This window comes from Cerasicoccus frondis, assembly GCA_031296915.1.
Taxonomy (GTDB): Bacteria; Verrucomicrobiota; Verrucomicrobiia; order Opitutales; family Cerasicoccaceae; genus Cerasicoccus; species Cerasicoccus frondis.
Genome location: JAVDPC010000002.1, coordinates 228932 through 241068, shown reverse-complemented (window position 1 = coordinate 241068; position 12137 = coordinate 228932). Strand labels below are relative to the sequence as shown.

Genomic DNA, 12137 nt, shown 5'->3' with positions numbered 1-12137 from the left:
CAATGCTCTGGATGACAAATCTGTTTCGCGCAGATTTTATGAGTAGGGTTAGCGCGCTGCCCGAATGTTTTTTGGACAAAACGCCTTGTGCGCCAACTGGATTTATTCTAGTTTTTGCAGCGCCATCATTTATTGTTATGTCTTTACCTTGCTGCCGTTGGTTTGCGTTGCGTTTTTGCGCCGGAGTATTCATCGCGATGAATTTCGCACAAACTGCGTTGTCCGCCGATACGCTGCCACCTTTGTCTGAGGCTGATCCAGCGCCCGTCGTTCTTTCGCGCGAAGAGCAGTTTGAATTCAAGTCCGAGATCACAGGGCGCGAATACCGCCTGATGATTGCGACGCCCTATGGCATGGAGGCCGAACAAACTTATCCAGTAGTCTACATCCTCGATGGTTATTGGTATTACCGGCCGGCGGTCGACTATGTGACCGAGGCTGGCGAACGTTTGGACAAAGCGGTCATCGTGGGCGTGAGTTATCCGACTGAGGACTACGATGAGCATTGCAAACGTCGCTGGATCGATATGGGCATCCCGCCGCTGCCGGAAGATTTGAATCCGGAGGATGAACATCGCGAGGATGGCGATACGTTCATTCGTGCGCTCAACGAGGAGATCAAGCCGTTCGTCGAAGCGCGCTATCCGGTGGATGTGGAGCAGCAAGCTTTGTATGGCAAATCTTTGGGCGGGCTCTTGGTCTTGCGGCAGATGTTGCGCGAGCCGGATGCATTTCAAACTTACATCGCGGCGAGCCCAGCAACTTTCATTTTCAATTTTGCCGTTCTGGCTGATGAGCCCGCTTTCACTGAGAAAGTGAAAAACGGTGACGTCAACTTGCGCCTACTGATAACCACCGCGGAGGGCGATCAGTATCGCGGCGAAGATCCGGAAAAATTGAAATGGGCCAATAAAAGCCGCATGGTCGACAGCGCCCGCGAGCTCTCAGAGCGGTTGCAGGGGTTGGACTCGGAGAAGGTCGAAGTTGAATACGTTTACTTCCCGGGCGAGAGCCATTTCTCGGTGTCGCTGGCGTGCCTGGGCCGTGGCTTGGCCTTTGCGCTGCCTCCGGATGCAAAGGAGTAGCGCGCTTGTTACTGAAGAGAATCAAGCAACGGCTTTAATTTCAAATCCGTTTCTTCGGTTTCGCGGGCGGGGTCGGAGCCCGCCACGATGCCACAGCCCGCATAGAGACGCGCGCGTTGGCCGTCGATCAGCGCAGAGCGAATTGCGACCGCAAACTCACCATCGCCATGATAGTCAAACCAGCCGATACAACCGGCGTAGAGGCCGCGGTCAAAATTTTCAATGCGGGCAATGTCGGCGCGGGCGGCTTCGCGTGGTTGACCGCCGACAGCGGGCGTCGGATGGAGCTTGGACGCGACGGCCAGGATGTCCTGATCCTGGGTGAGCTCGGTGGAAATTGGCGACCACAGGTGCTGCACATTGGGCAGCTTGAGCAGGCGTGGTCCACTGGGCGGCTTCACGACCAAATCGACTTCACCTAGGCGCTTGATAATGGCTTCAACCACGTATTGGTGCTCACGCAAATCCTTCTCGCTGGAGAGCAGGGCCGAGGCGTAGCGAGCGTCTTCGCGGACGTTTTCGCCGCGCGGGGCTGAGCCAGCCAGCGCTTCGGTAGACAGGCGGCCAGACTCCACGCGGAGCAGCCGCTCCGGCGTGGCACCGATGAAGCTTTGCCCTTCGCCGTTGGCAAAAGAAAACGCGTAGCACGACGGGAAGCGGTCGCGCAGTTGCGCCAAGGTTTCGAGTGGACGAAATGGCTGGTCGGCCTTTAGCTCGACCGCGCGCGCGAGCACAATCTTACGATAGAGCTGGATGTCGATGTTCTGTAGCGCGTGGTCAACGGCGGAGGCAAACCAGTTGTCACCGCCGACATTTTCGCGGTCCACCACGGAGGGTGCTGGATTATCATCCTCGGCGAGTTCGTCGTAGTCAAAGCGGCCAAACTTCGCGTGGGCGGCCAATACTTTGCGGGACAAAGTTGCGATGTCGCTCTCGGGCTCGATGATCAGATTTGCCGTGGCGATGTACTCACCCATGCGGCGCGCCACCTGCCAACGCGGAATGAAGACCGTGGCCGGCGCGAAGTAGGCGTCGTCTCCCTCGGCGTCATCGCAGAAGGTGAAGGCGGTGAAGAAATGCGGGCCAGCAAAGGGCGCATCCAAGTCGCCAATCGCGACGGTGTTTTCCAGCACGTGGTCAGCAAACTTGCGGACAATGGCGAAGCGATCGGGCCCGGAGATTTCTTCTTCGAGCAAGGCCTCGGCGCCGGCAATGGCTTCTTCGGACTGAGGGCGCTCCAAGTAGAAGTGGCGCTCGGCAGGCTCGTAGATCGACTGCAACACTGCGAGCGGATCCAAGTGCTTCGCGCGCAGGGAAATACTCGCCAACTGCGGATGCTGCTTCTGGCGTGCGCGCCCACGCACGTGGAGCAAAAACTCCGCGAGCGCTTTCGGGTCGCGTTGCGAGAATTTATCCGGAGAGACGAGTTCCATGGATGCGAGGGTCTAACTACAAATCACGCGAATATTCGCGAATGGCAAAACTATCCCTCGATGCGCGGGAAGAGGATGGTCTTCTCGCCGAGGCTACGGCCTTCGAGCGTGCTGACGTCGAACGTTAGGTTGCCCGCGTAGGCGCTTACCGGGTCGGCGCCGACGAGCTCCAGAATCTGAGCGCTGATCGTTGGCATGACCGGGGTGAGCAGCGTGGCGGCGAGGCGCAAGGACTCAGCCACGTAGGCCAGCGAGGTGAGCACGCGCTGTTGGTCTGTGGCGTCTTCACTCTTGGCCTGCTTCCATGGTTGGCGGACTTCCAGGTAGCGGTTGCACGCACGGATGCAGACCCATGCGGTTTCGAGCCCACGGTGGAATTGGAAACCTTCGTATTGCTCAATGACTTTCTCGGCGTTTTCGTCCCAGACCTTCTTGAGCTCCTGCTCGGGCTCTTCGTCGATCGTGGCTGCGGGAACCTTGCCATCGGCGTAGCGTCCACCCATATTGAGCTGGCGCGAAACGAGGTTGCCGAGGTCGTTGCCGAGGTCGGATTTATAACGGCTTTCCAGAACTTCGTGATCGAAGTTGCTGTCCTGCCCCACATTCATTTCGCGAATGAAGAAGTAACGCAGCGAATCGGGGCCGAGAATTTTCGAGAGCTCGATCGGGTCGACGGCGTTGCCGAGCGACTTCGATTGTTTTTGCCCTTTCGCGTCATTCCACCAGCCGTGCACGAGGAGCTGCTTCGGTAGCGGAATATTCGCCGCGTGCAGCATGATGGGCCAGTAAACGGCGTGCGGCGGCACGAGGATGTCCTTGCCGATCACGTGGAAGTCGGCGGGCCACTTTTCCTCGAAGCCATCCTGGCCGTAGCCGACGGCGGAGATGTAGTTGGTCAGCGCGTCGAACCACACGTAGCAAACGAAGTCTTCGTCGAACGGCAGCGGGATGCCCCACTCGAGGCGTTCCTTCGGGCGCGAAATGCAGAGGTCGTTCAGCGGTTCTTTGAGGAATTCCAGCACCTGCTTTTGGCGGAAGCGCGGGAAGACGAAGTCCTCATTGCTCTTGAGGAAGTCGATGAGCCAGTCCTGATATTGGCTGAGCTTGAAGAAGTAGGCAGGCTCGGAGAACTCCTCGACCTCGCCGAAGATTTCCGGCCACTCGCCGTCGACCTTGTCTTTCTCTTGGAGAAACTGCTCCTGGCGCTTGCTGTAGAAGCCGGTGTAATCCGCGCGGTAGATTTCTCCCTTGTCGAAGAGGTCTTGCAGGATTTGTCGGACAACGTCCTTGTGGCGCGTCTGCGTGGTGCGGATGAAGTCGTCGTTGGAAATATTGAGCGTCGAGCACAGGCCCTGGAACTTCTCGGCGATCTGGTCGCAGTATTCCAGTGGGGCGATGCCTTCCTTGGCGGCGGTCATTTGCACCTTTTGCCCATGTTCATCGAGGCCGGTCAGGAAGTACACGGCGTCTCCACTCAATCGCCGGTGGCGGGCGATTACGTCGGTGAGCACTTTCTCATACGCATGGCCGATGTGAGGCGAGCCATTGGCGTAATCGATAGCGGTGGTGATGTAGAATTGCTTGCTCATGAAATTACAGGTGTTGGGCAAAGGGAAACACTCAATCCGCTTGAGCGCGAAGCTCAACGGTAAAATATAGTTCGTCAAAGCGGCAGCTTGCCGCTTTTTAACGCATAGTAGGCAAAGCGGTTAGAGCCGCTTCTGCGTTTTGCTACGCGTCGATCACGACATCGGTCGTGGGGACGGAGCAGCACATGAGAATGTGTCCGTCGTCAGGGTCGGCTCCATGGCCAAAAGGGTATTCAATGTCGCCGGAAACTTTCTTTTGTTGGCACATGGTGCAGTTGCCCGCCCGACAGCCGAAGTCGAGGTCGAGGCCCTGAGCTTCAGCGAAATCCAGCAAGCTGTCTTCCTTGGCGTCCCAGTCTGCAGACACGCCGCTCTTCTCAAAAGTAACTTTTGGCATGGGAACTATTAAAACATATTAATTTTGAAAAACAAGCCTCCGGTTTATTTAACCGTTGAGGGGGCTTACTGCTTGCGAATCACCGATCAAAAAATTGGAATCATGCGCATGGATGACCCCGAATTCAGCGACCCAGTCGAACTGCCGATCGACGGTGTGCTGGATTTGCACACGTTTTCCCCGCGCGATGTAAAGGAGCTGCTGCCCGCATACTTCGAGGAATGCCTGGCGCGCGACATTCTGCAAGTGCGCGTGATTCACGGTAAGGGCACGGGTGCGCTGCGGGAGCTGGTCCACGCGCAGTTGCGGAAAATTCCGATGGTCTCCAGCTTCCAACTGGCCGGGGAATCCGGCGGTGGCTGGGGCTCGACAATTGTGGAGCTGAAGCGCGGCTAGGTATACGTGGGGTTTAACCGCAGAGAACGCGGAGATCGTAGTGTTATTTGGGGAATCCCATATATGTATTCCTTCAGACTCTCAGCGTTCTCCGCGTCCTCTGCGGTATAAAATGAATCAGACTGACGGATTTCGTCAGAGTCGGCCGTTACTTGGGCCAGACTTGGCCGCCGGTATCGAGCTTGGCTTGGATGTCGGCTTGGCTGTCGATGAAGGTGACGCCTTCCATCGTCGGGCCGATCTTTTTGCCGATCACGAAATATTCCGGAGAAATCTGTGGCAGGGTCAGGGTGACTTCATCACTGATTGGCGTGATGACCTGTGCGGCCATGCCGGTTGGGGCTGAAAGCTTGGAGATGACCCAAATTTCTTCGCCGACGACCCAGACCGAATCAATCTTGATCGAATAGCCGGCGGTCGGCGCTTCAAGCTCGATCTTGTAGGTGCGCTCGGTCACTTCGACGTCGCCGGATTGGTTGGCGGGCTTAGTGTCGGCGGGCAGTTCGATGAACGGCTTTTCTTCCTTGGGCTCGACGCAGGCGGCAAGAAAGAGGCTGGAGGCAATCATCGCGGGGATAAGGTATTTACGCATGTGGTTAAATTGAGCGCGCGAACGTCGGGAGGCAACGAAATGTTTTTCTCACGGAGACACACAGGCGCCAAGCTGGGAGGCGCGGTTTTTTTAATCTCACGCGAAGGCGCGAAGCGAATGAGTGGATGTTGTGATGGCTCTTGGCCCAAATTCTTTGCGCCTGCGCATGAAACTCACTCGCTGCGCTGGGCTTTGTGTCTCCGTGCCTCCGTGAGAAACGAAAAGCGCGCCTAGCTGGGTTACGCTTAAACTAGCTTTGCAAAGAGTGTGTCCGCCGCTTCGACGGCTTCCTCGATGGTGTCCTTTAAGACGGTAAAGTGGCCCATTTTGCGGCCGGGGCGGGGCTCGCCCTTGTCATAGAGGTGGAGCTTTACGTCGGGGTCGGCCAGTAGTTCGGACCAGTTTGGCTCGCCGTTTTGCCAGACGTCACCGAGCAAATTCACCATGACCGCCGGGCGTAGGAGTCGAGGTTCGCCCAGCGGAAGGCCGGTGATGGCGCGGATGTGTTGCTCGAACTGGCTGGTCTGGCAGGCGTCGATCGAGTAATGGCCGCTGTTGTGCGGGCGTGGCGCCATCTCGTTGACCAACACTTCGCCGCTTCCAGTGACGAACAATTCGACGGCCAACAGGCCGACGACGTCGATGGCCTCGGCTACGCGCAAGGCTAGCTCGACGCCCGCAGTGAGCGTTAATTCGTCCAAGCGGGCGGGCACGATGCTTTCGTGCAAAATGTGGTTGCGGTGGATGTTCTCCGCGACGGGGAAGCAGCTCGTTTCGCCGCTGGGCCCACGGGCGACGATTACCGAGCATTCGGCGGTGAAGGGCACCCAGGCTTCGACGACGCCCAGCGGCATGTCGAGGCCCTGCCAGATCGCGGCGAAATCGGCGTCCAAGTCGTTGATTTTGACCTGTCCTTTGCCGTCGTAACCGAAGTCGGCGGTCTTTAATACGCAGGGGGCGCCGAGCTCTTGCGCGGCTTGGGCCAGCTGCTCCGCGTTGGCGACGACGCGGAAATCTGCGCAGGGGATGTCGTTGGCCTTGAGAAACTCTTTTTCGCGGCGGCGGTTCTGGCAAATGTGCAGCACGTTCGCGCCGGGGCGGACTGGGGGGCCGGCTTGGGACACGGTGTCCACAGCCTCGCGGGCGACGTTTTCGAACTCAAGCGTCACGACATCGCAGGCCTTGGCGAATTCCTGGAGTGCGGTTTCGTCGTCGTAGGTGGCGTTGACCTCTGTGTCGGCGACCATCGCCGCCGCCCCGCCGGCTTGGGGCTCAAACACGCGGAAGCGGTAGCCCATCGCGCGGCCAGCCAGGATGCTCATGCGCCCCAGCTGTCCCCCGCCCAGCATGCCAATTGTCGCTCCCGGCTGAAAAGTCTCGCTCATGCCAACAAGGTTTTCGCCCACGCCCGAAAGGCAAACGAAAACTTCTATTGAACGTCGGTGACGCGCTCGATGATAATGGCCGTTGTCACGTCGTTGCTGGTCAGTCCTCCGATTAGTACGGCGCTTTTGATGATCGCATTTGAGTTGATTTCGCGGCTGGTGACTAGGGGAAACAGGTTTTTGCCCAAACTGGTCCAGCGCAGCAGACGGCGATGGGAGAAGTAAATGTCGTATGCAACGTCCGTTTGCTGAATGCTTGCTTGAAGTCCGATTTGTTCAGTTTTCACCAATGGTTTTGACGTGGATTCTTCAAACTGCATTTCATAATCCAATTGATAAGTTTGGTCGATGCTCCACTGGCCATCGTTCTGGCGTTTTAGGGTTGCGTAGGCATTGACGGTAACCTCGTTGTGGCCAATGAGACCCAGGGCGACTTTTGCTTTGGCTTCGAGATCAACTGGCTCCAGGAGGATCACGCCGTTTTCATCGGGCTCAGGCGGGAGAGGCGCGCCCAAGTTGTTGGCTTCATAGAACCGAGTCGGCATTTCCAGCTCATAGATGCGAAATGTTTCACCTTGGGCAAAAGCAGCGATGAAGAGCAGGGCGACAAGTAACTTTAGGGGAATCATGGACTATATCCAATTTTAACCAAGGCTGCTTAGCAAACGAAAATTGTCAGCCAAGGGCCTGCATCATTCTGCTTGGCCTTGAGTGTTGGTTCGTTTGAATGGCGGCATGCGATACCTGCCGTGCGTTTTTGGATTTGCGATCATTGCTGTGCTTGCTGGTTGTGGTGACTCACCCTCTGGGGTGTCTGGGAAGGCTGCGCCGCCGCCCAAGCCGATTGCGCTCGACAGTCGGGAAAAGACAGGCGCCGAGCTCTATGAGCTGCATTGCCTGTCGTGCCATGGTGATAAGGGGCAGGGGGTGTCGCAAATATTCCCGCCGCTGGGGGGAAGTGCGCGGTTGGCGTCACCCCAGTATTTTGTTCACGGCTTGATTCATGGCTTTCCGCCGACCGGCGAGCCCGGGGCATCGCCTTGGATGGGCGAAATGCCGAAGTTTGCGCAGTTGAGCAATGCAGACATCGCCAAGCTGGCCACCTATGTGCGAAAGGAATGGGGCGGCGCAACAGACGTTATCACGGCGGAAGACGTCGCAGAGCAGCGGGCGCAACCTTGATGCGCAGAATAATCGCGAAAGGGCCAAGGCTTTCGCGACGCATGCTTGCCTTGGCTCGCTTACTGGCCGGTTGACCCGATTGCGGAGTCCATCTGCTCTTCTTCGTATTGATTGAGCCCGCCAGCGTTGTACATGCCGTCAACGTCGTTTTGTTGGCGCTGATTGAGGTCCTCGGTGACGGAGCCAGTGCTTTCGCTCATGGGTTCTTGAGAGAGAACGGCCTGTTCGCCAGCGTCTTCGTTCAGCTTGCAGCCAGTCTGAAAGATGGCGAGGTTGAGCAGGGCTGTCAGGCAAATAGTGGTAGTATTGAATTTCATGTCCAAGCTGTAGGGAAGCCGCTGCGCTTGTTCAATTGAAATTACGGCAAATAATTTAAGCAACTGCGCTTCCCTGTGGGTGCGCCCGGAGGACGGCTTCTGAGGGGAGCGGAATTGGCCCATCGTTACGGTTGCTGGGGCTGTTTAAACGCAAGCTGTTTATTTTTGAATCAACGGCCATTAAGTCTTTATTAATGTTTTAATTTTATCTTATGTTTCTTGTGATTAAGTTTTATTAATGGATAGCTTTGTTTAGATTATTCAACTTCTTTGTAAATATACAATACATCCCTTATATGGAATTAGTTAAAACTATGTATGTGTTTATATACAAGTATTTAAGGTGAATTATCGGGTGTAAACTGTATTAAAAAAGGTTTGATTTTTGACTCCTAATTTACAATATAAGTAACTGTCTCCTGTCTATTATATGTGTTCCGAACTGCTAGTGAATCGTCTGGAGCTTTCGAGCTTCTTCCGCGCCTTGAGCGCGTTGCGGACTAGATCCGTCTTCAGTAAAATTACTATCCCGATTGTCCGAGGAATACCTGAACCTCTATTCTCTTTGGGATGCCAGTAAATACTCCAGCGATTACAACGAACCTGTATAATGTCTTATTTGTCAAAGTCTGTCTTTTCGCTTAGTGTAGCATTGCAATAGGTTGTGTGGCGCCGATGGCGCACCTTGTGATTTAATTCGCACAAGCATTACCCGTCTATCTGTTATCCGTAGATCATGCCTGCGTAGCTGCGCATCGGTAGGTCTGGCGATCGGTTCTCTGTGGCATAAAGCATGCAGGATAGGAAGAAAACTGCAATATGCTCTCTATATGTATGTGCCTCCGGCTAGCACCTCAGTGTGACTAGGCCATCTCTGCGCCCGTAGGCGCTTATCCGTGGATCTGTTTCTGCGTCAGTAAAGTCTATCCAGTTCGGTAGATCGGGGCGGAGCCTTCTCAAGTTCCTGAAACTATCGAAAGATTTGAAAATATTACGTCCTACGCGATATGAAATTTCAGCAAATTATCATCCCGTTCATCTTGGCGCTCTGCGTCATGCGCACTGCGCCAGCGGTGCTTATTATCAATGTTTACGAGGCTAACGGTTATATCATCTACAGCGGCTTTGGGTCCCTGGTCCTGGATGAAGCCGTAACAAAAAACAACAGCACCGGTACTTACAGTCCGGGTTTTCATTCACCCGTTGACGGGCGATTGAGCACTTCACTCAACGATGTGTCGTTTCAGGAATTCTCTAATATGCAAACCTTCGCTGTGGAGGGGGAGGAAAATGCTTGGGGCGCACAGACCTGGTATCCTGGAACATCGGAGGGCGACGCATTCCTACTGGATGCCCGCCCAAACAAAATGCTGATTAGCCTGCCGGCAGATTATGCCTCGGGAGAGGCGATCAGCTTCACCATCACGGTGCGTGGCTCGTTCGAGTCCAATCACCCCAATGAGGGCCCTTATCTAAATGAAGGTCTCTACCGCTGGGAGGTGGGTAGCGACGAAGTCTACCTGTCCGTTGGCGAAACCTTGAGCAGTGTGCCCGAGCCATCGACCTACGCCTCGCTCGCTGGCGCCAGCGCGTTGGCGCTTTGCATCCTGTTTCGGCGTGGCCGAAGCAAGTGACCATCACTCCTAGTAGAGATCAAAATAAGGTGAAATTTATCAAACTTAAAAAATGGTTCAATGTAATGAAGAATTCGTTTAAAATACTTTTATTGGCGTCCTTTGTCTTCGCGATGAACGTATGCCAAGCGGTGCTGACCATCGCTGTCTCCGAGCTTGATGGCGTTGTGACTTATCAGGGTTCAGGTTCGCTGGATTTAACTGGTGCGGGGATCCCCGGGGAGCCAAAGGCGCCCAGTAATTATACTCCTGGGCATGATCCCTCGGCGTCTCTTTTGATGACTGATGTCAGTCCCATTCTCCTCTCTTACATGCCCGATTATAAGCTTGAGGGTAGTGTTGATGGTTGGGGCTCCGCTTCCTATGTCGGGGGCTCTGCTTCCTATGCTGGCGGTAGCTACAGTGGTAATGAATTCATGCTGTATGCGAAGAAGGGCGTCATGCACGTAGCCCTTTCGCCGGTCTACTACACGGGCGATTCTATTTCTTTCACGATTACGGTGGAAGGCTCACTCGCTGATCCGGCCGAGAGTCCCGCTGCGGCCTCGGATTGGTTGGGGCGCACCTACACATGGCATCTACCCAATGATAAGATCGTGATGAAGACGATCGATGGAACTGCCAGCGCCATCCCTGAGCCATCCACGTACGCCGCCTGGGCTGGTGGTGTGATTCTGGGGCTCTGCGTCCTGGACCGTCGGCGTAAACCGCAACCAACTGCTTAAACCTACTCACTACTAATAGGAGAATTATAATGAAAAAATATTTCAAAATACTGCGACTGATCTGCGTCTTGCTGGGATTCAACCACGGGCATGCCGCGCTGTTGATCTCGGCTTATGAGGATGGAAATAAAATAATCTATTCGGGCTTTGGGTCACTGGACTTGACTGATGCAAACTTGCTCCGAACCGATTCTACATTTCTAATCCCAGCGGAGCATCACCCCTCCGATGGCGTCTTGAGCACAGAGCTGGGTGATAACCCGGTCATTGAGCATCTTGCCATATACGAGATTGCTGGAGATGCAGAATCGTGGGGCTGGGATTGGCGGACTCTGGGTGCTTCGGCTGGGGATTCCTTCGCGCTCAATGCATCGGCGAGCACTCCGTTCATTATTTTGCCGCTGGGTTATGAGTCTGGCGCTCTGATGGATTTCACCATTACGGTGGAAGCCGCTTTTGCCCCTCGCTGGCCAGGTGGGCCGGACGCCATGGACGTTGGCTCCTACCAGTGGTCGCTGCCGAACGATAACATTTACTTGAATATTGGGAGTGCGGTTAGCGCGAGCCCAATCCCCGAGCCATCCACTTACATCGCGATTGCGGGGTACCTGCTCGTAGGCGCTGGTGTGGTGATCCGCTGGCGCCGACGCAAGTCTGCGGATCCAGCGACTGCCTGCACTCACGAGAACTCTCCCAACCACTAACTCGAAACTATAAACTATCTAAATATATTATTCATGAAAAATATTATACTGACTCTCTGTGTTCTACTAACTGCAAACTGCGGCGTTGCCAAACTATCGATCAGGATCGCGGCGCTCGATTCGGCTTTTCAGATTAATGGTTCGGGCTCTCTGGATCTGACCGATGCGGTTCTGGTGGATTCGTCTGTTTGGTACGACTTAACTTATGATTCCTATTATGATCCGTCAGCCGGGTTTTTGGCGTCCAGCAATGGTTTCCTGGATGCGGACTTGATGGATGTTTATCAGGTCGAGGGCGAGGCGGACTTTTGGGAGTCGATCACCTTTGCTCAGGGGACGGCTACTGGCGACGATTTCTTCCTCTATCACAGTGATGCCATCTCGCTGGTTGGCGTGCCAGCTGGCTATGAATCGACCTCAGATCTTTCCTGGGGCATTCAGATTGACCGCGCGGGGGACGATTCGGCTGGCCTGCTTGATTTATCCGGGGTCGCGGGCCTGTTGTCTAGTTCCCACCCTCACATCACCTCAATACTTGATGCGTCATTCGCTCTGCCGAAAGACAATATTTTCATGACTTCGGCCGCTGTCCCTGAGCCCTCGACCTACGCCCTTTTTGCGGGATTCCTGACCATGGGCGTGGCTGGCTCCCTGCGTCGTCGGAATTCGAAAACGAGTGAATGCTAAAGCCTACCTGG

At 55.2% G+C, this 12137-nt stretch carries 14 protein-coding genes; 7 read left to right on the top strand and 7 right to left on the bottom strand.

The genetic code is table 11. The features are described 5' to 3' along the window. Window positions 1–197: 197 nt before the first annotated feature. Complete coding sequence (locus RBB63_RS02465) at window positions 198–1085, top strand: alpha/beta hydrolase (RefSeq protein ID WP_309380756.1); 888 nt, start codon at window positions 198–200, stop codon at window positions 1083–1085. A gap of 8 nt (window positions 1086–1093) precedes the next feature. On the opposite strand, the gene RBB63_RS02460 is transcribed toward RBB63_RS02465, so the two are convergent. The 3 genes from RBB63_RS02460 to RBB63_RS02450 form a co-directional block, all read right to left on the bottom strand. Next, entirely contained in the window at window positions 1094–2518 is a 1425-nt protein-coding gene (locus RBB63_RS02460; RefSeq protein ID WP_309380754.1) for an isochorismate synthase, read from the bottom strand. A gap of 50 nt (window positions 2519–2568) precedes the next feature. Continuing rightward, entirely contained in the window at window positions 2569–4107 is a 1539-nt protein-coding gene (metG, locus tag RBB63_RS02455; protein ID WP_309380752.1) for a methionine--tRNA ligase, read from the bottom strand. 142 nt (window positions 4108–4249) lie between these two features. Next, complete coding sequence (locus RBB63_RS02450) at window positions 4250–4504, bottom strand: 2Fe-2S iron-sulfur cluster-binding protein (RefSeq protein ID WP_309380750.1); 255 nt, start codon at window positions 4502–4504, stop codon at window positions 4250–4252. 24 nt (window positions 4505–4528) lie between these two features. On the opposite strand from RBB63_RS02450, the gene RBB63_RS02445 reads away from it, so the two are divergent. After that, window positions 4529–4900 (top strand): Smr/MutS family protein, encoded by a 372-nt coding sequence (locus RBB63_RS02445; protein ID WP_309380748.1) that lies wholly within the window; start codon window positions 4529–4531, stop codon window positions 4898–4900. Between the two features lie 148 nt (window positions 4901–5048). Here RBB63_RS02445 and RBB63_RS02440 read toward each other — a convergent pair whose 3' ends face one another. From RBB63_RS02440 to RBB63_RS02430, 3 genes are all read right to left on the bottom strand, one after another. Continuing rightward, window positions 5049–5492, bottom strand: coding sequence for a hypothetical protein (locus RBB63_RS02440; protein WP_309380746.1), 444 nt, complete (start codon window positions 5490–5492; stop codon window positions 5049–5051). A gap of 245 nt (window positions 5493–5737) precedes the next feature. Beyond that, a complete protein-coding gene (locus tag RBB63_RS02435; protein WP_309380744.1) occupies window positions 5738–6877 on the bottom strand; it encodes a 5-(carboxyamino)imidazole ribonucleotide synthase in 1140 nt (379 codons plus the stop codon). 44 nt (window positions 6878–6921) lie between these two features. Then, window positions 6922–7506, bottom strand: a complete 585-nt coding sequence (locus RBB63_RS02430; protein WP_309380742.1) for a hypothetical protein — start codon at window positions 7504–7506, stop codon at window positions 6922–6924. A 106-nt stretch (window positions 7507–7612) separates the two neighbouring features. On the opposite strand from RBB63_RS02430, the gene RBB63_RS02425 reads away from it, so the two are divergent. After that, window positions 7613–8059, top strand: coding sequence for a c-type cytochrome (locus tag RBB63_RS02425; RefSeq protein ID WP_309380740.1), 447 nt, complete (start codon window positions 7613–7615; stop codon window positions 8057–8059). Window positions 8060–8118: 59 nt separating this feature from the next. On the opposite strand, the gene RBB63_RS02420 is transcribed toward RBB63_RS02425, so the two are convergent. After that, on the bottom strand, window positions 8119–8376 hold the full coding sequence (locus tag RBB63_RS02420; protein WP_309380738.1) for a hypothetical protein: 258 nt from the start codon (window positions 8374–8376) through the stop codon (window positions 8119–8121). 1007 nt (window positions 8377–9383) lie between these two features. Between RBB63_RS02420 and RBB63_RS02415 the strand changes: the two genes are divergently transcribed. The 4 genes from RBB63_RS02415 to RBB63_RS02400 all read left to right on the top strand — a co-directional run bounded on the left by RBB63_RS02415 (window position 9384) and on the right by RBB63_RS02400 (window position 12126). Then, window positions 9384–10010: a PEP-CTERM sorting domain-containing protein gene (locus RBB63_RS02415; protein ID WP_309380736.1), complete on the top strand. Its 627-nt coding sequence runs from the start codon at window positions 9384–9386 to the stop codon at window positions 10008–10010. Between the two features lie 65 nt (window positions 10011–10075). Beyond that, complete coding sequence (locus RBB63_RS02410; protein WP_309380734.1) at window positions 10076–10735, top strand: hypothetical protein; 660 nt, start codon at window positions 10076–10078, stop codon at window positions 10733–10735. 29 nt (window positions 10736–10764) lie between these two features. Further along, a complete protein-coding gene (locus RBB63_RS02405; protein ID WP_309380732.1) occupies window positions 10765–11439 on the top strand; it encodes a hypothetical protein in 675 nt (224 codons plus the stop codon). 33 nt (window positions 11440–11472) lie between these two features. Next, window positions 11473–12126 (top strand): PEP-CTERM sorting domain-containing protein, encoded by a 654-nt coding sequence (locus RBB63_RS02400; protein WP_309380730.1) that lies wholly within the window; start codon window positions 11473–11475, stop codon window positions 12124–12126. Window positions 12127–12137: the final 11 nt, after the last annotated feature.